At 69.1% G+C, this 26,491-nt stretch carries 24 protein-coding genes; 7 read left to right on the forward strand and 17 right to left on the reverse strand.

Features of this window, described 5'->3' with window-relative positions; genetic code table 11:
- Positions 1 to 13: 13 nt before the first annotated feature.
- From BJ963_RS19040 to BJ963_RS17010, 4 genes are all read right to left on the reverse strand, one after another.
- The gene (locus BJ963_RS19040; RefSeq protein ID WP_218857113.1) at positions 14 to 445 is read right to left on the reverse strand and encodes a hypothetical protein; all 432 of its coding nucleotides are present in this window, start codon (positions 443 to 445) and stop codon (positions 14 to 16) included.
- 59 nt (positions 446 to 504) lie between these two features.
- Positions 505 to 918 (reverse strand): ASCH domain-containing protein, encoded by a 414-nt coding sequence (locus BJ963_RS17000; protein WP_179457657.1) that lies wholly within the window; start codon positions 916 to 918, stop codon positions 505 to 507.
- Positions 919 to 1,157: 239 nt separating this feature from the next.
- Complete coding sequence (locus tag BJ963_RS17005) at positions 1,158 to 1,691, reverse strand: luciferase domain-containing protein (RefSeq protein ID WP_179457658.1); 534 nt, start codon at positions 1,689 to 1,691, stop codon at positions 1,158 to 1,160.
- Between the two features lie 96 nt (positions 1,692 to 1,787).
- Complete coding sequence (locus BJ963_RS17010; RefSeq protein WP_179457659.1) at positions 1,788 to 2,309, reverse strand: hypothetical protein; 522 nt, start codon at positions 2,307 to 2,309, stop codon at positions 1,788 to 1,790.
- Positions 2,310 to 2,548: 239 nt separating this feature from the next.
- Here BJ963_RS17010 and BJ963_RS17015 point away from each other — a divergent pair, with 239 nt between their 5' ends.
- The 3 genes from BJ963_RS17015 to BJ963_RS17025 all read left to right on the forward strand — a co-directional run bounded on the left by BJ963_RS17015 (position 2,549) and on the right by BJ963_RS17025 (position 4,518).
- A complete protein-coding gene (locus tag BJ963_RS17015; protein ID WP_179457660.1) occupies positions 2,549 to 3,244 on the forward strand; it encodes a hypothetical protein in 696 nt (231 codons plus the stop codon).
- Positions 3,245 to 3,926: 682 nt separating this feature from the next.
- Positions 3,927 to 4,316, forward strand: coding sequence for a hypothetical protein (locus BJ963_RS17020; protein WP_179457661.1), 390 nt, complete (start codon positions 3,927 to 3,929; stop codon positions 4,314 to 4,316).
- A complete protein-coding gene (locus tag BJ963_RS17025) occupies positions 4,303 to 4,518 on the forward strand; it encodes a hypothetical protein (protein ID WP_179457662.1) in 216 nt (71 codons plus the stop codon). The genes BJ963_RS17020 and BJ963_RS17025 overlap by 14 nt, the downstream gene beginning before the upstream one ends.
- A gap of 492 nt (positions 4,519 to 5,010) precedes the next feature.
- Here the strand turns inward: BJ963_RS17025 and BJ963_RS17030 are convergent, their stop codons facing one another.
- On the reverse strand, positions 5,011 to 12,120 hold the full coding sequence (locus BJ963_RS17030) for a DUF7507 domain-containing protein (protein ID WP_179457663.1): 7,110 nt from the start codon (positions 12,118 to 12,120) through the stop codon (positions 5,011 to 5,013).
- A 168-nt stretch (positions 12,121 to 12,288) separates the two neighbouring features.
- On the opposite strand from BJ963_RS17030, the gene BJ963_RS17035 reads away from it, so the two are divergent.
- Together BJ963_RS17035 and BJ963_RS17040 are read left to right on the forward strand one after the other, a co-directional pair.
- Positions 12,289 to 12,795: a DUF6153 family protein gene (locus BJ963_RS17035; RefSeq protein WP_179457664.1), complete on the forward strand. Its 507-nt coding sequence runs from the start codon at positions 12,289 to 12,291 to the stop codon at positions 12,793 to 12,795.
- Entirely contained in the window at positions 12,796 to 13,482 is a 687-nt protein-coding gene (locus BJ963_RS17040; RefSeq protein WP_343037314.1) for a DUF305 domain-containing protein, read from the forward strand. It begins immediately after the preceding gene.
- Between the two features lie 197 nt (positions 13,483 to 13,679).
- Here the strand turns inward: BJ963_RS17040 and BJ963_RS17045 are convergent, their stop codons facing one another.
- The 6 genes from BJ963_RS17045 to BJ963_RS17070 all read right to left on the reverse strand — a co-directional run bounded on the left by BJ963_RS17045 (position 13,680) and on the right by BJ963_RS17070 (position 20,911).
- On the reverse strand, positions 13,680 to 14,198 hold the full coding sequence (locus BJ963_RS17045; protein WP_179457665.1) for a P-loop NTPase family protein: 519 nt from the start codon (positions 14,196 to 14,198) through the stop codon (positions 13,680 to 13,682).
- Positions 14,199 to 14,271: 73 nt separating this feature from the next.
- Positions 14,272 to 16,386 carry an RICIN domain-containing protein gene (locus BJ963_RS17050; RefSeq protein ID WP_246298094.1) on the reverse strand — a complete coding sequence of 705 codons (2,115 nt, stop codon included), beginning with the start codon at positions 16,384 to 16,386 and terminating at the stop codon, positions 14,272 to 14,274.
- A gap of 123 nt (positions 16,387 to 16,509) precedes the next feature.
- Positions 16,510 to 17,769 (reverse strand): family 1 glycosylhydrolase, encoded by a 1,260-nt coding sequence (locus BJ963_RS17055; protein ID WP_179457666.1) that lies wholly within the window; start codon positions 17,767 to 17,769, stop codon positions 16,510 to 16,512.
- On the reverse strand, positions 17,766 to 18,650 hold the full coding sequence (locus BJ963_RS17060) for a carbohydrate ABC transporter permease (protein ID WP_179457667.1): 885 nt from the start codon (positions 18,648 to 18,650) through the stop codon (positions 17,766 to 17,768). Before BJ963_RS17060 ends, BJ963_RS17055 begins: the two co-directional genes overlap by 4 nt.
- Positions 18,647 to 19,597, reverse strand: coding sequence for a carbohydrate ABC transporter permease (locus BJ963_RS17065; protein ID WP_246298095.1), 951 nt, complete (start codon positions 19,595 to 19,597; stop codon positions 18,647 to 18,649). The genes BJ963_RS17060 and BJ963_RS17065 overlap by 4 nt, the downstream gene beginning before the upstream one ends.
- A gap of 54 nt (positions 19,598 to 19,651) precedes the next feature.
- Positions 19,652 to 20,911, reverse strand: coding sequence for an ABC transporter substrate-binding protein (locus tag BJ963_RS17070; protein WP_179457668.1), 1,260 nt, complete (start codon positions 20,909 to 20,911; stop codon positions 19,652 to 19,654).
- Between the two features lie 250 nt (positions 20,912 to 21,161).
- Between BJ963_RS17070 and BJ963_RS17075 the strand changes: the two genes are divergently transcribed.
- Complete coding sequence (locus tag BJ963_RS17075) at positions 21,162 to 22,376, forward strand: ice-binding family protein (RefSeq protein ID WP_179457669.1); 1,215 nt, start codon at positions 21,162 to 21,164, stop codon at positions 22,374 to 22,376.
- Positions 22,377 to 22,394: 18 nt separating this feature from the next.
- On the opposite strand, the gene BJ963_RS17080 is transcribed toward BJ963_RS17075, so the two are convergent.
- The 5 genes from BJ963_RS17080 to BJ963_RS17100 all read right to left on the reverse strand — a co-directional run bounded on the left by BJ963_RS17080 (position 22,395) and on the right by BJ963_RS17100 (position 25,138).
- Positions 22,395 to 22,859 (reverse strand): SRPBCC domain-containing protein, encoded by a 465-nt coding sequence (locus tag BJ963_RS17080; protein WP_089914363.1) that lies wholly within the window; start codon positions 22,857 to 22,859, stop codon positions 22,395 to 22,397.
- A gap of 8 nt (positions 22,860 to 22,867) precedes the next feature.
- Complete coding sequence (locus BJ963_RS17085) at positions 22,868 to 23,512, reverse strand: dihydrofolate reductase family protein (RefSeq protein WP_179457670.1); 645 nt, start codon at positions 23,510 to 23,512, stop codon at positions 22,868 to 22,870.
- Position 23,513: 1 nt separating this feature from the next.
- Entirely contained in the window at positions 23,514 to 23,864 is a 351-nt protein-coding gene (locus BJ963_RS17090; protein WP_179457671.1) for a metalloregulator ArsR/SmtB family transcription factor, read from the reverse strand.
- A gap of 44 nt (positions 23,865 to 23,908) precedes the next feature.
- The gene (locus BJ963_RS17095; RefSeq protein WP_179457672.1) at positions 23,909 to 24,655 is read right to left on the reverse strand and encodes a hypothetical protein; all 747 of its coding nucleotides are present in this window, start codon (positions 24,653 to 24,655) and stop codon (positions 23,909 to 23,911) included.
- A 186-nt stretch (positions 24,656 to 24,841) separates the two neighbouring features.
- Positions 24,842 to 25,138 (reverse strand): DUF2277 domain-containing protein, encoded by a 297-nt coding sequence (locus tag BJ963_RS17100; protein ID WP_089914354.1) that lies wholly within the window; start codon positions 25,136 to 25,138, stop codon positions 24,842 to 24,844.
- A gap of 120 nt (positions 25,139 to 25,258) precedes the next feature.
- On the opposite strand from BJ963_RS17100, the gene BJ963_RS17105 reads away from it, so the two are divergent.
- Positions 25,259 to 26,047 (forward strand): thioesterase family protein, encoded by a 789-nt coding sequence (locus BJ963_RS17105; RefSeq protein WP_179457673.1) that lies wholly within the window; start codon positions 25,259 to 25,261, stop codon positions 26,045 to 26,047.
- A gap of 7 nt (positions 26,048 to 26,054) precedes the next feature.
- On the opposite strand, the gene BJ963_RS17110 is transcribed toward BJ963_RS17105, so the two are convergent.
- Complete coding sequence (locus BJ963_RS17110; RefSeq protein WP_179457674.1) at positions 26,055 to 26,459, reverse strand: RidA family protein; 405 nt, start codon at positions 26,457 to 26,459, stop codon at positions 26,055 to 26,057.
- Between the last annotated feature and the right edge of the window lie 32 nt (positions 26,460 to 26,491).

A 26,491-nucleotide genomic window follows, 5' to 3' on the forward strand; every position in this document is an offset into this window, starting at 1 on the left:
TGACCCCGTACCCCTACGAATCGCAGTGGGGCGACATCGCCTGCAACCAGCCCCTGATCGAGCAGGGAACCAACCCGGCCACATTCTTCGATTGGCGCACCGACGGGTATCCGTCTGAACAGGAGTATCTGTTCTGGTCACAGGGCTCTCCTATCGCCCGTTCGTCGAATGGATCAGAGACGACTTCGGCATCGAGGGAACCGCCCACTCTGCTCTCGAATCCACGGAGCTGCTCGACCGTGTGAGCGATGGGCATCTTGTTCTGGCGTCGGTGTCCTCCGAGATCCGCTATCCCGATCAGCCCAACAGCCGTCGGGGCGGACACCTGGTCCTCGTCCACGCGGTCAGCGACGACAGGATCCTCCTGCACAACCCCTCCGGCGTCGGCCACAGCGCCGACAACGCCACCCTGGACATGTCCACCTTCGAGCGATTCTTCGCTCACCGCGGCGTCACCCTCACCAGGCCGATCCGCGCGGAGTCGCCCGGAGCGGGTAGGCCCGGTTAGGGGACGGCGATGACCCGGAATCGTTCGAGGACGATCTTCGAGCTGTCGTGGATGGTCGGCCATTCCAGGCGGTGGGTTTCACGCCAGGAGGCGGCGTCCGCGTCGCCTTCGCCTTCGGCGATGGCGTGCTGGTCGTCGACGTCGATGAACCGGCAGACACGGACCGAAGTTACCTCGAGGATTGCGACGGCACGTTCGTGACTGTCGAGGAGTTGGTAGAAACCGGGTGACGGGAGTGGGTCGTCCTCTGAGACGTAGTCGGTGTGCAGCGAGGCGGTGGCCGTCTTGATGCCGTCTATGGCCAGTTCGGTCAGGTGAGCGCGCTGCTCACCCGCCCGACCGATTGCGGTGGTGGGGAGGCGCTGCGCCCAGAAGTCGAACAGACTGCGGCGCTCCGCGGTGGCGGCCATGCTCAGGCCTCGATCCGCTCGGTGTTGTCCGGCGTCGCCGGCGCTGAGGTGCCGTTCGACGTCTTCGAGGGATGGTCGGGTCATGTGTGCACCCTAGGACCGACCCGTAGTGCCGGAAGGGCACACCGAGCCAACGGCGCGGCAGCGGCGGTCAGTCATCGGTGTCGTTTCGGACGTGGGCGGCGAAGTCGGGGACGGTCTTGCGAGGCGAGAGCGGCGATGAGCGAACGAGGGTGTTCTCAGCGACTTCGACGATTTCGGGTCTCTTGAGAGTGCTCCGGCGGGGGAGTGCCGTCCTGAGCGATGGATCGGTCGGCGGCGCCGGCGCGGGCGAAGGCGAGGGATTCTTCGGCGATGGCAAGGATGATCTGGAGCTCGTGCGATGTGCGCGGTCCGTACACCATGAACTCGGTGCCGAAGTCGGCGTACTGGTGAGGTTCCGCCCAGCCGAGTTCCGTGAGCTGCCGACCGCGCTCCGCGGGCAGCGTCAGGTGCAGCGAGGTGTCCTGGACGCCGTGGAGATGGATCGGCTCCAACCGGCCGGCCGGGTACAGCGACGTCTCCGGCCAACGATGTTCAACCTGGTCTACCAAGAAGACGGCCCGCGACGACGCTGGCGAGACCTGGCTGTGTCCCTCGATCACCCCGTGCATCGCGAAGAGCTCGGCAGCAAGGCGCCCCCACAGCTCTGGTGACGACCGCTGTGAGAGCTGGGTCTGCGGCCCGTCATTCGACACGACAGGGCGGGGGCCGGCCCGCGATGGGAAGTACACCGGTTCACCCTAGCCGTCGGTGATTCGCCCGGAGATACAGCGGTCACCTCCGGGTGGGTCGGCAGCTCGAGCTGCCTGGATGCTGACTGACCGGTGTTAGGGGAGTTGCTGGAACGCGAAGCGATCGCCCGGCGAGTGTCGGTATTCGTCGTCGCAGCGATAGCCGCGCAGCCAGCTCTCGTCGTCGACGACGCGCAGATAGAAGCCTTTGGGGAACTCGACGTCGGGGCTGAGCGGTGCCGAGGCGACGATGACGGCGCCTGCCGGCGATCGGCCGGCCGAGAGGATGGAGTCGGGAGCGTTTGCTTGGGATGTCATGGCGAGCCGGAAGTAAGGGCCGGTGTCGGGTGGGCATAGTGCCAAGCCGTGATCCGGGGCTGCAGCAAGCAGTTCCGGGAGTGTGGCCCCAGCACTGAAACCGAGCTCGATGACTGTCCGAGTCACGACCGTGACGAGATCGGGTTCGCGCGCATCGAAGGTAGGGTGATCCAGCAGCGTCTCCGCATGCGCATTGATTCGAACGTTGGCTGATGCCAGCGCTCGCCGCAGCTCGGCTCGGGTTCTCCCGCCGACGCGAAGCGGTAGAGTGTCGGCTTCTCGGGCATGACTCCGTTGCATGACTCAACGGTACCCGTAGCCCCCGTGGCGACCCTCAGCGTGCGTTTCCGTACCGCAGCGCCGGCATCCCCTCCGGGGCGGTCTGGGAGTGTGGCTTCGTGGGGACCCCGGCCGACGCGTCATCGTGGACGAGCGCCTTGCGGCCACCGAGTGCTGGTCTGCGAGCCCGGTTTGGGACAATGCCCGGTGTGCGTAATGGGGGAGTAGGTGGCCCGGGTGAGGGTCGCGGTCATTCGCGGTTGCTGCTCGCGCTGTCGGGGATATGCTTCGGTGTCCTGACCTCGTGGGTGAATGTGCGGACCGATTGGGTCGTGCTCTCCAAGCTGATCGGCGTCGGGTGGCCGTGGGCGGCCGTCGGTGTTGCCGCTGCTGCCATGGTCTCCCGGGCCCGAGCAGTCGGGGCGCTCCTCGCGTTGGGTGGGGCCGTGCTGGGGTACTACGCGTCCGATCTCGCGTTAGGCGTATACACCTTCATCGATTTCAGCGACCCCCGTGCGAACAGCGACCCGATGAGTGCTCGTACGTCCGTTGCGTGGTCTGACGCGATCAGGGACGCGGCGCGGTGGTTGTTCGTGGCCGTCGTGGTCAGCGTGCCGCTGGGGCAGGTCGCGGGTGCACTGAATCGCACGGACGGTTGGGGTCTTCTTGCGCGGCTGTTCCTCCCCATCGGGGCGGCCATGGAGAGCTTTGGGATTCGGCTTCCCTCTGAGCTGGCAGTGCAGCCGAGTCCGGTCAGTGTCGCTACCCACACGATCATCGGAATCGCCGGGGTGGTCGCCACCGCGGTGCTCATGACACGCCACCTTGCCGCATCGACGACGTGGGCGGGACGGCATACCCGGCCTCCTCGCGCGCGGCGGAAACGGACGATCTGCAGCGATGTGCAGGTATCGTGCGAAGGCGCGAACGGTGGCGGAGAGAGATCGGGAGACTAGCGGCGCTCACCAAGCCCGGGAGAGCCGGCCAGGTAGACGGTGGGCCGGCTATTCTCGGAGCTTCTGGGCCCCTTGAAGGTTCCTTCCCACCTAGCGCGATCAGCGGCACGACGGGCTGCTGCTTCCCGTTCGGTGATGGCCTTGGAAGTGGCAGCCGCTTCCCTTCGGCTGGCGAGGGCACGACGCTCCCGCTCCTTCACGGCCTTCCATGCCCGAATCGACGGCAGCCCGCTGGCCTTGTACTCCAGCCAGTTCCGAGCGATTTCCATACGCTTGGCGCGTCCGCGGGGTGTCCCCGCTTCCTTTGGATTCACCAAGCCGCTCAGTGATGCGACCCGTAGCGCGGCGCACACCGCATCCTCGAGAAGATCATCGTCGACGCCAAGCAGCTGCCTGCAGGCGATTAGCAGCAGGCAGTGGCTGCCGCGGGTGCAGGGTCCCAGGGCGCTGCACCGTTGCCCTTGGGACATGCCCTACCTCGGGAGGGGTGAAACCGAAGTCGGCCGCACGCGGCAGTCGCGCTGTCCTAAATCGACGTGGGGATGCGGAGTTCTGGCAGGGTGTGGAAGTGGCAGGCTGTCGAGGCTCGCCCGGTCGCGGACCGTGACCATTCCGGCCCAACGGGGTCGGGTGAAGGACGGTTGTCCGCTCGTTCAATGAGGAATGAAAGTGGAGGTTCCCGATGCGGAAATCTCGTGTGATGGTGTCGGTGGGCGCAGCCAACGGCGTGCAGGCGACCCTCCCGGGCGGGAACGTGTCGATCGGGTTGCCCTTCGCAGACCAGGCCACGGACGCCACCGCCTCCCAGCTGCCGGGCGTGGTCGTCCATGACAACCGCAACGGATCTTCGACCGTCCCCGTCTCGGCGCTCATCCCCGCGCCGGGGGCCAAGGACGCGAACGGAGCAGCCGTCCCCACGCACTACGAGGTGAGAGGCAACACGCTTACCCAGGTCGTCGACTTCACAGCTATAACCGCATTCCCGGTGGTGGCTGCCCGCAGGGCAGGTCGTTGCATCCAGCTGAACATCCCATATGTCGGACCGGGGCTTATCTACGATGTCACGTGCTGAACAACCGAAGTCGGCGCTCTACCACCTCGTCGAGGACTTCTTCGTCTCGCTGCTCGTCGGCGCGGCCGTGACGGCAGTGCTGGTGATGATCGACGCCTCGCCACGGGCGATCCTTGCGACCGCGCTCGGGGCACCGGGGGTGTACTTCCTCGGGCAGAGATATCGGCGGATGCGAGCTCGCAAGCAGGACTTGACTCAATAGTCCTCCATGGGGCGTGCCCTAGTGCGAGAACCAGCGGCGCTTCTTCGGTGCCCCTGCTTCGGCGGTGGGTGTCGGCGGCGCATCGGCCGGCACGGCGGCCAGCTGGACCTGCAGCAGGGCCACCTGGTCCTCGAGCTCGGTGTCGCGCTGCCTGGGGCGCTCCCCTGGTGCAACATCGTGGGGCGGGGCAACAGGTGCCTTTCGGGATGACCGGCGGCTACGCCCGATCTGAGGGATGCAGGTCGGGGGATGTGCATCTGAGGGGATCACGCGGAGGTGTCCGGCATTCGGGATTGCCGGGCGCCTCCGCCCGTTCCGGGACTGTCCGGGAGGAACCCACCGCGTCCAGGACGATCGTGCGCGGTGTGGGCGGCGTGAGAACAACGCGTGCCACCCACAGGGACAGGGATCACCCGCGTTCCATGTCGTAGACACCACAGCATCGTTCCCCGGTTCGCCGATGCCGTGTCGGAGGGCAGCGCTCCCGCTCTGTCAGCTGGCCCGCCGGCGGCGTCGGCGCCCTCCGATGATGGCCCGGGCTCCGAGAAGGAGGAGCAGGGCGCTGCCGAGAAGCAGGCCTGTCTGGTCTCCGGCGCCGGTGTCGGGCAGCGCGTCCGGACCCAGAGCGGCCGGCGCAGCCGGGGCGGCAGGCGGGACCGGCGGGACCACCGGCGGGATGGGCGTGGTTCCCTCGTCCGTGATCTCGCCCAGGTAGTGCGATGGGTCGGTGTCGGACACCTGCACTCCGGGGGTGGTCGCCCCATCGGCATCCACCACCTCCGGGCCCATCGCGGTGACGGTGCCCGTGTTGACGTAGGCACCGGCGACCGCCGTGCCGGTGGCGACACAGTCGAAAGCGTCGCCGGGGTCGAGCGGCCCGGGGATGACGTTGCTTCCCGTTCCGCCGCAGTCGATGCGGGAGGCGTCGACCCGGTCGTCCGTCACGGTGATGTCGGTCACGGGAGCGTTCCCGGTGTTCGTCACCGTGTAGGTCCACCGCACCGGGGCGCCTTCGGCGATCGCGGGTCCTGGCGCGTCGTCCGCGTCGAGGCCGTTGGTCGCCTTCTCGATATCGATCGCCGGGGCGACGCCGAGGTAGTGCGACAGGTCCTCATCGGACGCGTCCGCACCAGGCACTGGGTTCCCGTCCACGTCCGTCGTCGCGGGTCCGGTGCCGGTCACGTGACCGGTGTTCTCGTACTGGCCGAGGGTGGCCGTGCCGTTCGCGACACAGGTGACCGTCGCGTCGGGCGCGAGCGGTCCGGGGATGACGTTGCTTCCGGTGCCGTCGCAGTCGATCCCCGAAGCCGCTATCCGGTCGTCGGTGACGGTCACATCGGTGAGCGGCACGGTTCCGGTGTTCGTGACCACGTAAGTCCAGCGCACGGGGTCGCCTGCGGCGACGGTCGGGCCGGGGGCGGCGTCGGCGTCCTGGGTGTTCGTGGCCTTCTCGATGTCGATCTTCGGCTGGATGCCGAGGTAGTGCGAGGGGTCTTCGTCGGTCGCCTCCACGCCCGGGAGCGGCGCGCCGTCCACCCCTGTGGTCGTGGGTCCGGTGCCGGTCACGCTGCCGGTGTTCTCGTACTGGCCGAGGGCGGCCGTGCCGTTCGCGACACAGGTGACCGTCGCGTCGGGCGCGAGCGGCCCGGGGATGACATTGCTTCCCGTGCCGTCGCAGTCGATCCCCGACGCCGGTACCCGATTGTCGGTGACGGTCACATCGGTGAGCGGCACGGTTCCGGTGTTGGTCACGACATACGTCCACCGCACGGGGTCGCCGACGGCGACGGTCGGGCCGGGGGCAGCATCGGCGTCCTGGGTGTTCGTGGCCTTCTCGATGTCGATCTGCGGCTGGATGCCGAGATAGTGGGAGAGGTCCTCGTCCGTCACCTCAGCGCCCGGGACCGGGAGTCCGTCGACGTCGGTGGTGGGCGGCGCGGTGCCGGTCACACGGCCGGTGTTCTCGTATTGCCCGAGGACGGCCGTTCCCGTGGCGACGCAGGTGAATGAATCATCGGGGGCGAGCGGTCCGGGGATGACGTTGCTCCCCGTGCCGTCGCAGTCGATGCCCGACGCCGGAACGTGGTCGTCGGTCACCGTCACGTTCGTCAAGGGTGCGTTTCCCGTATTCCTCACGACATAGGTCCAGCGGACGGCGCCGCCGACGGCGACGGTCGGGCCCGGCGCAGCGTCGGCATCCGCGGTGTTGGTCGCCTTCTCGATGTCGACCTGCGGCTGAATCCCGACGTAGTGCGACAGATTCTCGTGGTCGACCTGGACCATGGCCGGGTCGAGAGCGGAGACCATGCCGATGTTCGTGTACTGGCCGGCGGTCGCGACGCCGTCGGCGACACACGTGAACGATGCCCCCGGCGGGAAGGGCCCCGCGACGATATTGGATCCGGTGCCGTCGCAGTCGATCGCGGCAGCGTCGATCTTGTTATCCGTGACGGTGACGTCCGTGAGGTCCACGGCGCCGGTGTTGGTCACCACATACGTCCACCGCACAGGGCCGCCAACCGCCACAGTCGGGCCCGGGGGATCGTCCGCATCCTGGCCGTTCGTCGACTTCGCGATGTCGATGCCGGGTGCGGGCATCAGCGCGAGGTCGATGGTGTAGTTGCTGAACTCGTCGGGGATGAGCGGGTTCGCGAGGCCGAGGACGTCATCGCCGATCGCCCCGTTGGCGCCGACGAGGAAGCCCCGGCCGTCGCGGACGTAGGAGAGCGTCACCGGAGAACTGGTCAGGCCTGTCCAGCTGGGGACCGGCGTCTCGGTGTTGTTGTTGTCGCCGCGCTCGTTGATCGCGTTGGCAGCGCTGGAACCGGCCGTGCGCACCACCACGCCGTCGAGCGGTTCTCCCGGGTCGAACATGGCGGCCGGGATGTGCACCGTGTACGTTCCCGCCGGCAGCGCCTTCGACACCCAGCGGCCCACCGCATCGGTCGTCGCGGTCGAGACGACCTCCCCTGCCTCGTCGAGCACCTGGACGGTCACGCCGGGGATGCCCTGGTCGCCGCCATCGAAGCGCCCGTCGCCGTTGCGGTCGAGCCACACCAGGTCGCCGACCGTGAAGCCCGGCATGATGACGTACGGCTCGTTGGAGAGCAGGGGCTGGTTCGGGAAGGTGCCCGAGTAGATCTCGGCGCGGTTCACGTACACGTTGTCGAGTTGGGAGCTCGTCGAGACCATCGGGATCTGGGCGCGCACACGCGTGCCGACACCGAGGGGACCGCTCGAGACGAAACGCACCGCCGTCACCGCATCGATGTCGGAGACCTCCCCGGCGGCCAGCCACAGGCCTCCGGGTGCTGCCGGGTCGGCGTTCGCGGGATCGCGGGGGTCCTGGCTGATGGTCGAGGGGTCCGCCGTCGAGTAGTACCAGAAGCCGCCCACGTTCCCCGTGGCACCGCGGACGTACGTCGGCGCGGCCAGCAGCCCGGTCAGCCGCGAGAGTCCGACGTAGTCCGAGGCGTACTGTCCGCGCGCCGAGCCGGACGCCGGATCGCCGTCCCCGTTCCAGGGCAGGACGTCGATCAGGTCCGTGGGCAGGAAGGAGATGACCGTGGAGGTGTTCGCCCAGTCCAGCGACCAGGTGTACGTCTCGCCGCTCGCCACGAACGACTTGTCGACGTTCTTGACCAGGCCCAGCTGCCCCGAGCCGGTGGCCGTGGTGGTCGCGGTCGCCGTCGGAGCGTTCTCGGAGTTGTCCGCCCTCGCCTGCACCGAGTTGACGTAGGAGTCGCCGGGTTGCGCGACCGTCTCGAGCGTCGCACACAGCTGCAGAGCGGTCGCGCCCGTGCGGATCCAGTAGTTGGCGGCGGTGGCGGTGACATCCCCCAGGATGAAGGTCACCTCCCGCGTCGCCGCGTTGTAGTTCACCGTGACGCCTGCGGGCAGGCGCGCGTGCGTGCAGGCCGAGTTGTAGGTGAGGCCCTGCGGGATGGTGTCGACGAGCCGGATGTTCTGCATCACCGCGCCGACTTCGGCGTCGTTGATCCCGACGCTGAGGTTCCAGATCGCGTCCTGGCCGGGCAGGTAGGTCGCCTGACCGGCGGACTTGGCGACGATCAGGCGCATGCCCTGGTAGCGCACCTCTTTCTGCATCGTGGTCCACTGGTCTCCGCGGGGGCCGGTCGACCAGCCGCCGACGTTGGAGAGCCGGACGCCGGTGGGGATCGGCTGGCCCGCATCCGGTCCGCCGTTGTAGACGCCGCGCGCTTGGAGCATCGTGCGCAGCGTCAGGTTGAACGCGGCGTGCTGGACGTAGTCGGTGGCCCTGGGGCGCATCCGCACCATGTTCACCGTGTCGCGCCAGTTCGGTCCGAAATCTGCCGGGTCGGTGACCCAGGGGCCGGCGTACTCGCGGCAGGAGGTGGCGTCCGCGACGAGCGAGGTGCGGTCTACGGGATACAGCCCGCCGGTCTGCGCCCCCGCCTGCGTGTCGACGGCATTGGAGCCGACGGCGTACTCGATGACGTAGTCGCCCGGCGTGATGCCCGACGACGTCGACCATCCCAGCCGGTCCAGCTGGAACACCGACACGTCGAAGGCGTCGCACACCGTGGGGTTGTCGACCGGGAATCCGAGGCTGTCCGGCGCTCCGGGCGCCTGGACGCCGTTGGGCGGTCCGGACACCGCTCCGAGCTGCGGGAGGTCGGCGTAAAGCCCCACGATCGATTGCACCTTGGTCCCGGAGGCGACCGTCGTGTTGTCCGCCCAGGCGTTGCCGGCTTGGGTGGCATAGGACTTGTTCCCGCTGAGCGGCAGGTTGGCCGCGAGCTGCCGCGAGACATCCCGCCAGACCTGGGCTCCGTTCGCGTCGATCGCGGGCCAGGCACCGGTGTTGTTCAGCAGGACGCCCTGCGGGATGTCCTCACCCGCGTTCGGGCCGCCGTTGTACCGCCAGCGCGACTGGAGCGGGAGGTACAGGCCGAGCGTGAACGGGCCGACTTCGACGTGCCCGGCGGTGATCGGCCGCACTCTGACCATGTTGACTTCGTCGCGCCAGTCGGCGCCGAATGCGGCCGCCGGGTCGCTGGACCACGGTCCGGGGGCGTCGCGGCACTGCCGCGCGTCGACGACGTTCGCCGTGTTGTCGAGACCGTTGCCCGTGCCGGTCTGGGTATCGACGGCGTTCGCCCCGACCGCGTACTCGATGACGTAGTCGTTGCGGTCGAAGCCGGGATTGGCCGGGTTGGCCTGGAGGTGCGGATTGGGGTCGGCTCCGGTCACCGGTGCGAGCGGGTTGCCCGAGACGCGCCACACGGAGACGTCGAACACGTCGCACACCATCGGGTCGGTCACCGCGACCCGGTTCGTGCTGGCCGTCGTCCAGACGTGCGAGTTCACCACGTCGCCCAGCGAGAACTGGTTCCAGGCGGTCAGACCGCCGGCGATCCCTTCGTACTGCTTGTCGCCGTTCAGGGTGCCGCAGTCGCTGACCGTGCTGCGCACGCTGAACGTTCGAGTCGCGACATTGTTGCCCGACGCGGTCGTGCCGTCCCAGCCGGGCTCGAACCCGGTGTTGTTGATCAGCCACCCGCCGGCCGTCCAGCCATCGGTGTCGACCGCATCGTTGTGCACGGAGAACGTCTGGCTCGCGTTCACGCGGCACGGATCGGGAATCGAGGGAGTCGGTACGAAGAAGAACGCCTGCCAGGTGTTCGTCTTCGTGTTGTTGCCGTTGGCATTCGGGGTGAAGCTCATGTCCCAGCCGTCGGTGGGCTGGGCACCGGTCTCGCACGTGGGCGTTCCCGTGTTGAAGTTGCCCGAATGACCGAGACACTGGATGAGCACGGCGTCGGGGTACTGGGGCATCACGTCCTTGAAGGCGATGCGATCGATGTTGCTGCTGATCAGATTGCCGTTGGATTCGCTCACCGTGAACTGGAACGCCACGTTGAATCCCGGCACAGGCGGGGTTGCGGGGTTGTTGTCGAGGTCCCGTTCCTGGAACGAGGGGTTCCCCGCATTGGTCTTCGCCACGTCCCAGCGCGGCTCGGTGATGGCGAATTGGCGGTCGACCACGTTGTCGCCGCTGGCGGTCGTGCCGTCCCATCCTGGCTCGTACCCGGGGCCGACGCTGTTCGGCGGGTCGTTCAGCTGGCCACCGATCATGTGCCAGCCATTGGTGTCACGGATCTGGTTCTGCCAGGAAACGACACCCGTCGGCGGAGTATCGCCCGGTTGCCACGCCGGGTTCACCGAGCGGTAGGCGTCGGCCGTCGGAACGAACACCCCGACGAGGATGCGGGTGTTCTCCTGGCGGGACGTCACAGGCTTCGTCGCCGTCATATTCCAGCCGGTCGTTCCGGCCGCCTGGTTGACCGGGCAGGTGACGGACCAGTCGGAGACGGCCGCGTCGTTCCCGGGGATCCGGGGCGAGCAACTGAAGAGCACGGCGTTGGGGAACTTCGTCATGCGGTCGGTGAACGAGATCGGCCACTGCAGATCGGATCCTCCGATCGCGCCCTTCACGTTGATGAGGTCGATCCAGTAGTACTGGTCGAATCCCTGGGTGACGACACCGCCGATGGTGCGCGTCGCCCGGAGCGGGCCGTTCTGGAGGAACTTCTTCGCTTCCCACTCCGCCGTGCCGGTCACCTGCACCACGGGCCCGGACACGGTGTTCGAGGGCGCCGCATCGTCCTGCCCGGTGTACGCGGATGCCGTCACCGATGCGAAGCCCGGAATCGGCGTGTCGTCGGCGAACCGGTAGACGAGCTGCACCGTGCTGACGTTCGACGACATCGATCCCAGGTTGCAGACCACGGTGATCGACCCGTTCGCGTTCGTCGTCGCCGACGACGGCGGGTTCGCCCCGTTGGCCGCGGCGAGGCACCCGGCCGGGAGCCCGTTAGTTCCCGGGCCGGCCAGCTGGAGCGTCGCATCGGCGGCATCGGAGGGGTCGTCCGGGTTCGACACCGGGGTGATCGTCAGTTCGATCACGACGTTCGGCACGGTCACCCCGGTCGGCAACCCCGTCAGCGACACCGAATAGTTCTGACGCACCGTGTCGCCGACCCGCACGACGCAGTTGCCCGGACCCGTGTCGAGACCGGGGCCGTCGGTGGCGTCCCACGGGGGCGTGCCGGTGGACGCGTACGTCTCGCAGGAGTCCGGAATCTGCAACCGGTCGGTCTCGAGCGTTGAGATCGGCTGCATCCCGGCATCCAGGTTGGGCACTTGCGTCGCACCCGCGATCGTGAACGGCGCCGTCACACCGCGCTCCGGACTGCCGGTCGCCGGAACTTCGCTGCGGCGGAAGTCGTTCTGGCCGGTGGCGACGTCGGGGAACCGGAAGGCGCCGGGAGCGATCGCCCGCGCGAAATAGCTGCCGTCCGCGGCGTTGGCGAACGAGTACGTGCCGTTCGTCGCCGATGTCGTCGTCGCGACGACGGTTCCGGTCGTCGCAGAGACCAGCTGGATGGGCACTCCCGCCTTTACGCTCTCGTCCGGTGTGCGGACGCCGTCGCGGTTGACGTCCGCCCAGACCAGGCCGCTGACGAGGCTCCCCGCGGCCGCGGTGGCCGCGACGGGGGTCACGACGCCGGCGAGCAGGACGACGACGGCCACCGTCACGCACAGACGCTTGATCATGATCCCCCCCGTCCGTTCCGGCCGGATGGCCGCCCACGGATCAGATGCGGGGGTAGGTTATGCCTCCGCCTAGGGCGCCCGACAGCAAGCTGTTTCGCCGGTGGACCTGGAGGAGCGAAACGCACAATGTCTTATGGTTTGAGTGTCCACCCAGCAGCGCACGCTAGCGTGGCGTCCGAGTTCCGGAGGGGAGGCAGCACAGTGATCGGACGGCATGCAACACCGAGCTCGGTGTGGCGTCCGCTTTTTCTGCTGCTCGCGGTCGTCGGTGTGATCGTCGGGATTCTGGGGATGCACACGCTTGTCTCGGGCCCCGCTGATTCGATGTCTCCTCACGCGGCTCTCCACTCGGCCCTGGGAAGCGATCACCCCGGGGAGGAGTCCACGAAGGGCACCGATGCCGGCCGCGGCATGGCGATGGGATCGAGCACGGATCCGGGCATGGATGCGCACGCGCACTGCGCGGCGGGGGGATGCGGTCCCGGGCATGACATGTCGGCGATGCTGTGTTTCCTGGCGTTGCTCGCTACCGTTCTGCTCCTTCTCGCGCCGATCCTCATGCGCTCGCGCTGGGCGTTCTTCGCGGCCATCGCGGCGCGGGCTCGTGAGGTCCCGCGGATCATCGCGCCCGCGTCTCCTCCGTCTCTTCACGTCCTCTCGATCAGTCGCACCTGAGTGCTGCCGCAGCGCTCCGGCCCCGGCCGGTGGCGCCGCTTCCGCGTGCGCGGAAGCCCAGCCATCACTCCAACGCGAACGAAAGAGAAACTCATGAACACCAAGCTCATCGCTGCCGCCTGCGGCGCATTCCTCACCGTTGCCGTCCTGGCCGGTTGCAGCACTCCCTCCGGCGGCGCCCGTCAGGTGCCCGGGGCGGAAAATGGCGGCGGATCGTCGTCTGCCACGTCGAGCACCCACAACGCGGCGGATGTCGCGTTCGCCATGAACATGGTCGTGCACCATCAGCAGGCGATCGAGATGTCCGACATGCTTCTGGCGAAGCAGGGCGTCGATCCGCGAGTGGCCGAGCTCGCTTCGAAGATCAAGGACGCGCAAGGTCCGGAGATCGACACGATGAATAGCTGGCTCTCCGGATGGGGCCAGTCCTCGGACATGAGCGGCATGCACCACGGCGACGGCATGATGTCGCAGGCCGACATGACCGCGCTGCAGAACGCGACCGGTGCGGAGGCGGGATCGCTGTTCCTCACGCAGATGGTCGAACACCACGAGGGGGCCATCGACATGGCGAAGGCTGAGGTGCAGAACGGCAGGAACCCGGACGCCGTGGCGCTGGCGCATCGGATCGTGACCGACCAGACCGCGGAGATCGCCACCATGCAGAGCATGCTCGCCGGCGGCTGACCTCTCCGCCACCATTGCGCGCACCCGACGGCGGAAAACTGATGTCTATGCTCTTCGCCCCGGGGTGAGTCAAGGTGTGCGTGTCGGGCCTCGATTCTCGCTGCGTCGCCCGATCGTGTGGCCGGGTGACAACTGTCCTTCCCCCAGAGGGCGACCGGCCACACCCCACCTCTCGACAGACCCGGGACCGACCGAGGTCAGAGGATGCCGTCGAGCACCCGCATCGCCGTCTCCCGGGGCGTGAGGCGGCTCGTGTCCACGACGGGACCCGGGATGCGTGCCGCGTCGAGCACCGCATCCAGCTCTCCGAACCGATGGAGATGCCAGGCCGACGCCGCCTCGTCACCCCGATGCCGGGCGCGCAGCCGGGCCTCGCCGATCGCCGGATCGACGGTGAGGCGGACGACGGTGAGGGGGAGGCCGCCGAGGGCGTCGCGGTAGCGCGGCACCTCCGCGGCGTCCTCGATGACGCCGGGAAGCACCAGGATCCGGGCGCCCCCAGCGCGATGATTCGCGGCGACCGGCCGAAGGTTCGCGAGCTCCAGCGCGGAGTTGAACGGGTCGCCGTCCGGAGCGGGCCAGCCGGCCCGGAGCGCATCGAGGTCGATGATCGCGTGCGGGATGACGCGCTCGATCAGGAGCGCACTGACCGCATCCGCCGTCGTGCTCTTGCCGACGCCGACGGTGCCGTTCAGGAACAGGGCGTGGTCGCGCATGCCCTCAGTCAACCGCACGTGCGACCCGGAAGGGGCGACGGCGGCCCGATCGCCGTCGCCCCGGTCGGATGGACTACTGGATGCCCTCGCGCACCAGCCGCCACTGCTGCGTCGCGCTGCCGTCGGCGGTGCGCTGCTGCGCGAAGGCGCCGTCGGCCGTGGACGATCCGGCGATCTCGAGCGGCTTGCCGCTGTTGGCGTTGGTCAGCGTCCACCAGCCGCCGGAGGTGGCGGGGGACCACACCTGCGTGGCGTTGCCGGTCGGACCCCACTGGGCCGCTCGCACGCCGTCCGCTGTCTGGGCGCCGGGGATCTCGAGCAGTTTTCCGCTGTTCGCGTTGAACAGCTGGAGGCCGTTCGACACCGGGTGCACGTTCCACACCTGGCAGGCGTTGCCCGTGTCGCCCCACTGGCCGGCGCCCGCGCCGTCCGCGAGCGAGGCGCTCGCGATCTCCAGGTACTTGCCGCTGTTGCGGTTCACGATGCGGAACTGCGGGTCGAGCGCGGTGCCCGGCTGGGAGAGCTGGATGGCGTCCAGCTCGGCGAACGAGGTCCCCTTCGTGAAGGCGATCGTGTTCGCGCCCGCGTTGAGCGCGACCGTCTTCTGCACCCAGCCGTAGCGTCCCCAGTTCACCGTCGCCGGGTAGCTGAGGGCGGATGCGGTGCCGCCGTTGACGCTGACGTTGTGCGTCGACGCCGCGCCCGTTCCGTTGTCGTAGCGGACGTTCATCGTGTAGCTGCCGGCCGCGGGGACGCGCACGGTGAACGTCACCGAGCTGGTCGTGTTGTTGATGTTGCCGACCTTGCTTCCGTTGGATGCGTCCGGGTCCGTGACGAGCGAGGTGTCCGACGTGCGGGCGGCCTTCTCGGCCTCGTACTGCTGGGCGTCCAGCGGGATGGAGCCGACACGGATGTCGTTGTACGTGGTCGTGAGGTTCTCGACGTTCGTCGCCTGGTACAGCGTGCGGCCGTCCACCGAGTAGTCGATGCTCTGGGCGAACCCGCTGAAGGTTCCGCCCTCGGCGTCCGGGCCGTCGTAGGTGACCGCCATCGGCAGCCGCTCCCACGGCCCGTCGCCCAGGTTGTAGTTGACGTAGAAGTTCTGACCGCCGTCGATGGTGCCCGCGGCATCCAGCGACCACTTCGACGCGACGACGACCATGCCCTTCGGGCCGCCGCCCGGCACCCACTTCACGTACGGCGACGAGCCGATGCCGCGACCGTTGGCGAGGGTGATCGGCGTCCCGATGCTGGTCGTCGGCGACCAGTTCAAGCCGTCGGGCGAGGTCTTGAAGTACACCGGGGCGGTGTTGTTGCTCTGCGACGGCCGGTTGACCACCTCGAACGTGGCCAGGTACCGCCCGTCCGGGAGTTTGGTGACGGTGATCATGCCGGGCCGGTCGGACTGGTTGTTCGGGGCCGACACGTTCGACTCGGCGCCCCAGGTGGCACCGCCGTCGGTGGACCGGCGGTACGACACCGCCTGCAGGACGCCGCTCGCCTTCTGCCGCTCATCGGAGAAGTACGCGACCAGTCCGCCCTGCCCGTCGATGGCGAGTGACGGCTCCCAGACGGTCGAGGTGGTGGAGGTCGGGCTGGGGTCGTAGACGGCCGGGCCGCCCGTGTCGATGGTGCTCAGATACGACCACGACGTGCCCTGGTTCGTGCTCTTGTAGACGACAAGGCGGCTGCTCGAGCGGTCCTCCGGCATGATCATGCCGGCCAGCAGGATGGTGCCGGCGGCCAGCCCGCCCGTCGCCTGGGAGACCTCGAACAGGAAGGGCTGCGAGGTGCGGGTCAGCGTCGGGAAGGTCGCGCTCGGCACCACGTCGGTGACGTGCGTCCAACTCGTCCCGTCGTTCGTGCTGCGGTAGATCGGGTAGACCTGCACGCCGTTCACGAGCACGAGCTGGTCGTAGGTGACGAGCTGGGTGCCGTTCGACGCCCCGCTGTTCTTCAGGACGATGTTCTTCGCGTAGGTGGTGCCCGCCGCGCGTCCGCCCTCCGGGTTGAAGGACGTGCCGGCCGCCGGCGAGTAGACGAGCGAGCCGTTGCCGGTCGTCACGGCGGAGGCAGGGGCGGCCGTCAGCGTCGCCGCGACGAGGGCGCCGGCGACGGCGCCGGCCGCGAGGATGGCCCGGAGTCGTCGCCGCGGCGACGAGCCCGATGTGGTGCGTGATGGAAACATGTCGGTTCCTTCTCTCACTGGAGACCCGTCCGCGGGCGCGGGCGGGCCGTCACGACGTCGGGCTCGTCGTCACGTGTGGGTCAGCTCAGCAGGTCGTCACCCCGAGTCCCTTCCTGCGCCCGATCACGGCGCCGTGACCAGGCGGGAGGCGTACGCGCGGAAGCGGTCGGCGACCGGGTTCGCAGAACGCAGCAGCCCCTCGGGGGACTCGACGAGGTCGTGGAGCCCCATCGTGAGCAGGTGGTCGGCGCGCGGCCGGTCGCTGTGGCGCCACGTCCACTCGTACATGTCGAACAGCGGCCACCAGACGTAGCCGACGACCGGTGCGCCCTCGGACCGCATGCTCTCCACCAGTGCGATGGACGCGTCCAGCCAGCGGATGCGCTCATCGACCGTCCCCGTCACGCACGTCTCGGTGACCATCACCGGTGCGCCGTACCGGGCCGCGAACCGCTCGAGCGCCTCGCGGAGGCCCTGCGTGCCGCGGTCGACGCTCGGCCGGGGGTCGGCGAAGCCGCCGCCGTGCCGGACGCCCGGCTCGAACAGCTCGGTGGAGTGCCGCGGGTAGTAGTTGACGCCCATGATGTCGGGGTGGACGGCATGGGCGGCGAACCAGTCCAGCTCGGCGTCCGTCACCGCGGGAGCCAGCCGGTCGCGCAGCGGGTGCGCGTCGTCGACCCGGCCGGTGACGAGGTCTTCGACCAGGTGCACCTGGTGGCGCAGCCGCTCGGCCTCCTCGCGGTGCTCCGGCGCGCTCTCGTCCCCGACGTAGCTGATGGCGGCATCGACGTGCACGAACGTCGCGCGGTCGCCGATGCGGGCGGCCAGCGCCTCCTGGCTGAGGACGAAGCCGCGGGCCAGGTTCGCGGCGATGGCGGCGAATCCCTCTGCTCCGGTCCGGTAGGGCGGCCAGTAGCCGTACTCTCCCGAGAACAGCGCGTGGATGACCGGCTCGTTCACCGGCGTGTAGTCCACGACGCGGTCCCCGTAGCGCTCGCCGAAGCGGTCGGCGAACTCGGCGACGTGCTGCGGGTAGTCCGCGGAGGCGAACTGCTCGGCCAGCCAGGTGGGGGTGCCGTAGTGCAGCAGATCGATGATGGGCCGCAATCCCGCCTCGAGCAGCGCATCCACCGCCCGGTCGGTCCAGTCCCAGTCCCAGCGGCCGGGCTCCGGCGCGATCCGGTACCAGGGGACGCCCCAGCGCAGCACCTCGGCCCCGACGCCTGCCGCGAGGGCGAAGTCCTCACGGTAGCGGTCGTAGTGCTCGGTGAGCTCGTACTCGTCGATGGCGCGCTCACCCGGCCGCTCCTGCGGCACGAAGGTGTCCTCGATCCCGAGCCCGAGGTGCAGGCGGCCGTCCTCGAACCAGCGCGGGGCCGTCACTTGAGCCCCGTGGTCGCGACGCTCTCAATGAAGCGGCGCTGCATGATCAGGAACATGACGGCGAGCGGCAGGACCGCGATCAGCGACCCGGCCATCATCGTGCCGTAGGGGATGATGCCGCTCGGGCCGGTGAGCAGCGTCAGCCCCGACGTGATGGTGCCCATGTCGGGGGAGGTCGTGAAGACGAGCGGCCAGAGCAGGTCGTTCCAGTTGTTCACGAAGGTGAAGATGGCCAGCGTGAGCAGCGCGGGGACCGCATTCGGGAGCACGATGCTCCGGAAGATGCGGAACTCCCCGGCGCCGTCGATCCGCGCCGCGTTGTCCAGGTCGCGGGGGAGGGCGATGAAGAACTGCCGGAGGAAGAAGATGCCGAAGGCGTCCGCCGCCCGGGGGATGATCAGGCCGGCGAACGTGTTGACCCACCCGAGCTGCGCCACCAGCTGGTAGACGGGGATGAGCGTCGCCTGGAACGGGATCATCAGGCTGGCCACGATCACGATCAGCACGACGCGGTTGCCGCGGAAGTCGATCCGGGCGAGGGCGTAGGCCGCCAGCGAGTCGAACACCAGCGCGAAGACCGTGACTCCGCCCGCGAAGACCAGGCTGTTGAGGAAGAGCCGGCCGAACGGGAGGTCGCTGAAGATCTTCGCGAAGTTGTCCAGCGTCCACGTGCCGGGGAGCAGCGTCGGCGGGTACGCGTTGATCTCGGCGGCGGGCTTGAACGCGGTGAGGACGATCACGATCACCGGGAGCAGCACGATGGCGGTCAGCACCAGGGCGGCGGCGAAGAGGAGCCAGCGCTCCGTCATCCGTCCTGCGCGCCTCCCGCGCGGGGCCGACGCGGACCGGCGGGTGGCGGCCGGGCTGAGGGTGGCGGTCATGCGAGGTCCTTCTCACGGCGTCCGAAGAAGCGGAACTGGATGAGGCTGAGGAGGAGCGTCGCGGCCAGCAGCACGTAGGAGAGCGCGGTCGCGAGCCCGAGGTCGAGCTTCTTGAAGCCCTCCTGGTAGATCTCCATGACGACGGTCTGCGTCGAGCGGTACGGACCGCCTCCGGTCATGACGTAGATCTGGTCGAACGCCTGCAGCGCGGCGATCATCGCGAACACGACGACGAACGCGAGGGTGTTGCTGAGCTGGGGGAGGGTGATGCTGACGAACCGGCGCCAGGCTCCGGCTCCATCGATCTTCGCCGCCTCGTAGAGCGACTCCGGGATCTCCTGCAGGCCGGCGATGAAGATCACCATGTAGAAGCCGAAGCTCTTCCAGATGGCCACCAGGACGACGGTCGGCATCGCGAGCGCCGGGTCCTGCAGCACATTGCCGAGCTGGATGCCGACGCTGCGCAGCCAGAAGTTGAGCAGGCCCACCTGCGGGTCGAGCAGGTACGTCCACGCGAATGCCGCGACCGCGAGCGAGACGATGAACGGCAGGAACAGCGCGGTGCGGAAGAAGCCGCGCCCGAGCAGCCGCCGGTTGGTGAGGAGGAGGGCGAGCAGCAGGGCGGCGATCAGCGCGGTGGGGGTGAAGAGCACCGTGTAGAGGGCAGTGTTGCCGAGGGTGGCGAGGACGCGCGGGTCGGTGAACACCTGCACGTAGTTGTCGAAGCCGACCCACTCCTCCAGGCCGAAGCCGCTCGCGTTCGTGAACGAGAGGCGCAGGGCCGACAGCATCGGCCAGCCCACGAAGGCGATCAGGATGACGATCGCCGGGAGCATGAAGAGCAGAGCCATCGGTCCGCGGCGGCGTGCCGAGCGGGGCCGGCCGCCGAGCGGGGCCGGCGGACGGTACGGCCGGCGGCCCGTGCGGGAGCGGGTGAGAGTGGTCATGATCGCTTTCGGAAGAGGTGGTGGACCGCCGCGGAACGGCGGTCCACCGGGGGATCACTTGCCGAGGGCCTGCTGCACCTGGCTGGATGCGGACTTCAGCAGCGCGGCCGGGTCGCCGCCGGCGAGGGCCTTCTGCGTCGCCTCGTCGACCGCGGAGAGCACATCCGTGCTGTTCGCCACGCCGGGGAGAAGTGGACGCGCGTCGCCGACGAGGTCGGTGAGCGTGGCCACGACCGGGTTGGACGACACGTCGGACGACGGGATGTCGGTGCGCAGGGGCGGCCAGCCGGAGCCGAGCGACCACTTCGTCGCGACCTTCTTGGTGAAGAAGTAGGCGAAGAACTTCTCCGCTGCGGCCTTCTTGGCCGAGTCGGCCTGCGCGGTGACCGCGGCGGAGATGCCGATCGCCGACGCTGCCGCGCCCTTCGGTCCGGCGGGGATGCCGGCGATGCCGTAGTCGATCTTGTTCTCGGTGGCGACACCGGCCATCCAGGGTCCGCCGATCTCCATCGCGGCCTTGCCGGAGGAGAACAGCTTGTCGGAGGCGACCCCGTCGAGGCCGGTCGGCGAGATCTTGTCGGCGGTGACGGCCTTCGCCCAGTACGACAGCGTCTCGGCGTTCTCGGAGGAGTCGAGCGCCGACTTCGAGCCGTCGACGATCTTCCCGCCGTTGCCGTAGAACAGGCTGGCCCAGACGCCGTTGCCCACGGTCGCGTGGTCCGGGAGGGCGAGGCCGTACTGCTCGGGGGTTCCGTCGCCGTTCTCGTCGACGGTGAGCTTCTTGGCGTCGGCCACCCACTCGTCCCAGGTCTTCGGGAACTCGGTGATCCCGGCCTTCTCGAACAGGGCCTTGTTGTAGATGACGGAGAGCGGGACGAAGCCGGTCGGGACGCCGTACGCCGAGCCGTCGACCTTCTCCATCTCGACAGCGGCGGGTCGCAGCGATGCGCTCTTCATCTCGCTGCTCGCGTAGAAGTCGTCGAGTTTGGCGAACGCGCCCTTCGACGCGTACACCGGGAGGGTCTCGGCCGGCATCGCGACGATGTCCGGGCCCTTCTTGGCGGAGAGGGCGGGGAGGAGGGTGTCTCCGATGACGGCCCACGTCTTGGTCGTGGTCTTGATCGTGATCTTGTCCTGCGACTTGTTGAAGTCGTCGACGATCGCGTCGAGCACCTTGCCGTCGGCCTCGGTGTAGCCGTGCCAGAAGGTGAGGGTGACAGGGGCGGAGTCGCCGGAGCCGGAGGAGGTGGAGCAGCCGGCCAGCGCGAGAGAAGCGCCGGCCGCGACGGCCAGCGCCGCAAGCAGTTTCTTCATTGAATGCCTCTCATGGGACCGACCGCTCATCGTCGATCGGATCGGGTTTACAACGATGTAATCAACGTTGTAAATGGGAGTATAGGCAGGGCGCGGATCGGGCGTCAAGCCGTGTTCGGTGACCGAACGCGCTCACCCCCTGTTCGGCCGGATCCGGCACGAGGCGCCATTCCGTGAGAGACTTCGCAGAAGGGGTGTGGAAGACGAATCTCGTCGTACGCCAGAACCCCCCGATCGGGCGGGGGCCTTCGTGGCCGATTCGACATCCTCTTTCTCCTCTTCTTCTGTCATCCGGCGGATCGGCCTCGGGGCCACAGCGGCTGCGCTTCTCGCACTGCTCGGGCTGACCTTCGGCCCGGCTTCGGCGCGGGCGGACACCACCCTCGACGGGCCGGTGGACATCGGGACGGCCGCGCCCTTCGGCGTGCTCGGGTCGAGCGCCGTGACGAACACCGGACCGACGGTCGTCGACGGTGACGTGGGGGTGTCACCCGGATCGTCGATCACCGGGTTCGGCGGCCCTCCGGAGGGCACGCTCACCGGAACCCTCCATCAGACCGACGCCGTCGCGGCGCAGGCGCAGAGCGATGTGACGACCGCCTTCAACACGGCGAGCGGGCTGACCCCGACGACCTCCGGGGTCGGCGAGCTCAACGGCCTGTCGCTGACACCCGGCGTCTACTCCGGCGGCGCGTTGTCTCTCGCGGACAACGGAGCGCTGACGCTCGCCGGGAGTGCGACGTCGGTCTGGGTCTTCCAGGCCGCCAGCACCCTCACGATCGGATCGGCGACCCACATCACGATGACCGGTGGTGCGACGGCGTGCAACGTCTTCTGGAGGGTCGGCTCGTCGGCGACGCTCGGCACTGCGGCGCAGTTCGTCGGCACCGTGCTGGCCGACCAGTCCATCACCGCGACGACCGGCGCGACCATCGCGGGCCGCCTGCTGGCGAGCAACGCGGCGGTCACCCTCGACACGAACACCGTGACGGTGCCGACGGGCTGCCCGCCGCCGGGCACACCGGTCACGACATCCAGCCCGGCCATCACGTCGGGGACGCCGACCGACGCGGTCGTGGGAACCCCGTACTCCTTCACGGTGACGGCCTCCGGCACGCCGGCGCCCACCTACGCGGTGACCGCCGGGACACTCCCCGCGGGACTCACGCTCAACCCAACCACCGGCGTGATCTCCGGAACACCGACGACACCGGGTTCGTCGACCGTCACCATCACGGCGTCCAACGGGCAGAGCCCGGACGCCTCTGCGGTCTACACCTTCCTGACGGCGCCGGCCGCCGTGCCCGTCGGAGCCGCCGGGGGCACAGCGATCGATTCGACCGCCCTGCTCGCGCAGAGCGGAAGCGATGCGACGCTGCCGTTCGCCGCCGCACTGCTCGTGCTCGCCCTCGGTCTCGGTCTGAGCGGCTTCGCCGCGCACCGCTCCACGCGGCGACCGGGCTGATCCGCCGCCGCGCGAAGGCTAACGCGCGAGGTAGGCACCCAGGGCGTCGAGGAGGCCCCGGGTGCCGCTCTCGCGCCCGGGACCGTCGGCCCAGAACCGGTCGAAGAAGACGCCGTGCTCGATGTGCGTGAAGCGGGTGCCCTCGTCGATCGGATCGAACTCGAGGGAGGCGACGGAGGTCGACATGTGCACGCCGTCGATCCACATGTCGTACGTGGTGACGATCCGGACGTGCTCGACGATGTCGGTGTACGTGGCCTCGTAGCGCGACACCGGGCCGTCGTGGAACGTGCCCTCTGCCACGTCCCGCCCGCCGACCCGGAAGTCGAAGGACCATTCGCCCGGCTCGATGGCGTCTCCTGCTCCCCACCAGCTCCGCTTCTGCTCCTCGTCGGCGAAGGCGTCCCAGACGCGTTCGGGCGGGGCGGGGTAGTCGCGGGTGAGGGTGAATCCGGCGCGGGCGAGGCGGCGTTCGATCGTCATGGGGCGTCCTAGCGGGTGAGGGTGACGTGGATGGTGCCGCTCTCCGCGACCTCGGACGTCACGGTGTGCGTCTGGTCCATTCCGGTCAGGTCGTCGAACAGCCGGTGCCCGCGGCCCAGGAAGATCGGGGCGATCATGAGGTGCAGGTCGTCGACGAGGCCGGCCCGGAGGAAGGCGCGGGCGGTGCGATAGCCGCCGCCCACCCGGACATCCCGTCCGCCTGCGGCCTCGGTCGCCTCGGCGAGCACCTCCTCCACGGGAGTGCTGCGGAAGTGGAAGGTCGTGCCGCCGTTCATCTCGATCGGGGAGCGCGGCGCGGTGCTGGTGAGCACGAAGACCGGGGTGCCGAACGGCGGGGTGTCTCCCCACCATCCCTTCCACTCGGCGTCGTCGGGGAAGGAGTGCAGGCCGAACATGCCGGCGCCCATGATCTCGGCGCCGATCCCCTCGAAGAACTCGCGGCCGAACCGGTCGTCGACGCCGGCCGTGCCGGCCCCGCTCGTGTCGCCGAAGATGCGCTCGCGGAACGTCCGGGTCGATGCCCAGGCGGCCGTGAGGCGGCCCCAGTCCTCGCCCATCGGGTTGTCGGGCGACGCATCGGACGGCGTGTAGCCGTCGAGGGAGGCGAAGAGGTCCATGCGAACGCGGGTCATGTCAGGTGTCCTTCGGGGTCGGCGCCGCGGCGGCGCGGGCGAGGTGGATGCCGAGGCGGTCGGCCTGGTGCTCGGCGGGAGTGCGTTGCTCCCCGAGCCAGAGGTGCAGGATGTCGAGCGCGCCCGGCCGCAGGCTCACCGTGCGGACGCGTCCGTGCTTCTCGGAGGTGATCACTCCCGCGTTCTCGAGCACGCTCAGGTGCTGCATGAACGACGGCAGCGCCATAGGAAATGGGGCCGCGAGCTCGGTCACCACCGCTGGTGACATCGCGAGCCGCTCCACGACGGCTCGCCGCGTGGGGTCCGCGAGAGCGCGGAGCACGGCGTCGAGCTCGTCGTAATACTTAGGCACGCGCCTAAGTGTGCCTGGCTTTGGCGCTCTTCGTCAACCCTTCGTCAGGGTTTGGCGCCGTTGCTGAACGAACCGTGCAGGGTGGTGTCGGCGAACGCCGTGGTGCCGATGACTGTGCGGACCGCATCCAGCGTCGCCGGGTCCGCGCCGTCGACGAGCACCGTCAGCGACCCGTAGTCGACGCGCATCGTGTACGGGATGGATGCCTCGACCGAGGTGACGTGCGGCGTCGCCGCCAGCCGCGCGAGGCCCTCGGCCACGTCCGTGGAGGTCTCGATCGGGATGGTCTGGTCGAAGGTCCTGCTGTAGTGGACCGTCGTCTCGATGTGCCCGGGTCCGGCCGGCACCGTGAGGGCGAGGCTCACCCCGGTCCACGCGAGGTGCTGTGCCATCGTCGTCGGGACTGCTGCCGCCTGAGCGGGTGTCGCCGCCGCCTCCATCACGACGTCGACCTGGCTCGAGAAGTGGTTGGAGACGACCCGGCAGTCCGGGCGGTCCGGATCGTCGGAGGCGGTTCGCGAGTTCGACATGCTCTCGCGCACCGTGTCGACGCCCGCGAGCTTCCGGACGGCGGTTACGGCCTCCCGGACCTCTCCGGCGACATGGGGATCGAGCGTCGGAGCCGGCGTCGGGGACGGGTCCGGCTCGGCGCCGCGCAGCAGGCAGGCCTCCGCGGGCTCAGCGGAGCCGCGGCCGCTCGCATCCCGAGCCAGCTGCTCGATCGTCGAGCACCCGGTGAGGAGGGCGGCGGCGCACAGGAGCGCGAGGACGGTCGTGGCCCGGCGAAGCATAGGGTCGAGGCTAACGCGGCGCCCGGCTGCACGCGTCAGCCTCCGGGATGAGCTGTCGACGACCATCGTCGCCGGCGGTGCGGCGGGCCGATCGATTCGGACCGCGGAAGTCGGGTGCCGCGGCGGGCGGTCGATCAGGCTGGGTATCGAAGGAGGCATCGGCTGCCGGTGGAGCGGGTCTGACTGTCACGCCGACGCCGTCCGGATCCTCACCTCGCGCTCCATGCGCTTCTCGTGCCGTTGTCGGCCCTTCGCCGCCTCGAGCTCCCGGCTCTTCGGCGGGGCGCTCGTGACCAGCTGGTCCAGCATCCGTCTGGTCGCCTCGGCGATCTCGTCGATAGCCTGCTCGAACGCCGGGGTGTTGGCGCGTGAGGGATGCGTCGAGCCGCTGACCTTCCGGACGAACTGGAGCGCGGCCTCCCGCACCTCATCGTCGGTCGTGGGCGGTTCGAAGTTGTGAAGGCAACGGATGTTCCGGCACATGCCGAGACGATATACCGCCCGCCGTCGAGTCCGCATTCTTTGCACGCTCAGGGTGGGGAAAGCGGTAAGTCTGTGCGGACTCGACGGTGGCGGCGACGGCCGGGGCGAAATAATCGGGGGATGGACTCCTACTTCCAGCGCATCGACGACACCCGCTACCACCCGACCGTGGATGCCGGAGGAGCCTGGAAGGACGGCGAGATCCACTTCAGCCCGCTCGGCGGTCTCATCGTGCACGCGATGGACCGCCATCGCGCCGAGCGCGGCGCCGGTCCGCTCTCGCTCGCGCGGGTGAGCTTCGACATCCTCGGCTTCCTCGCCGCGGAGGTGTGCGAAATCACCGTGGAGACCATCCGCCCCGGCCGGACGATCGAGTTGGTGGAGGCGACCGTCGTCATCGCCGGCCGTGCCGCCGTGCTCGCGCGTGCCTGGTACACGGTCGACGGCGACACCAGCGAGGTCGCAGGCGGCGAACCGGACAGGCTCGCCCTCCCGGGCCCCGAGCGGCGCTGGCCGATGACGGAGACCTGGCCGGGCGGTTACGTCGCATCGCTCGAGATGCGGGCGGCCGAGGACCCGCGCCCCGGCCGCGCGACGGCCTGGCTGCGCACCGACCGCGTCCTCGTCGCCGGCGAGGAGTCCAGCCCGCACGCCGCCTTCATCGCGCTGGTCGACACGGCGAACGGCATCGCGGTGCGCCGGTTGCCGACCGAGTGGATGTTCCCCAACCTCGACCTGACCATCCACCTGTACGCGCAGCCGGCGGGGGAGTGGGTCGGCCTCGACACGACGGTCACCTTCGGGTCGACGGGCCGAGGCCTCACCAGCACCGCTCTCCACGACCTCTCGGGCCCGGTGGGCAGGGCGGAGCAGATCCTCACCGTCCGGCCGCTCCCCGGGCGGGCGTAGCTCCGCCTCAGTCGAGCACGGCGAGGGCGTCGATCTCCACCAGCATCTCCGCGCGGGGGAGGCCGGTGAACACCGTGGTGCGCGCCGGAAGCACGCCCGATCGGACCCGCGACGACAAGAACTCGCCGTAGGCCTCGTTCATGGCAGCGAAGTCGTCGCGGGCGGTCAGGTAGACACGGAGCATCATCACGTCGTCGAAGGTCGCCCCTCCGGCGGTGAGGATGGCCTCGACGTTCTGGAGCGTCCGGAGCGTCTGCGCTTTCACGTCGCCCTCGTGGATGTACGAGTTGCTCACCGGGTCGACGGGTCCCTGTCCCGACACCTGGAGGAAGGGGCCGCGCCTCACCCCCTGCGAGAAGACGTGAGCGGGTGCGGGGGCCTCCGGGGTGAAGACGGCGGTGCGTTCGGACATGGCTTCCTTTCGGGGTGCTGTGGATGGCGGTG

The sequence above is a fragment of the Leifsonia soli genome (assembly GCF_013408745.1).
In the GTDB taxonomy this organism is placed as follows: Bacteria; Actinomycetota; Actinomycetes; order Actinomycetales; family Microbacteriaceae; genus Leifsonia; species Leifsonia soli.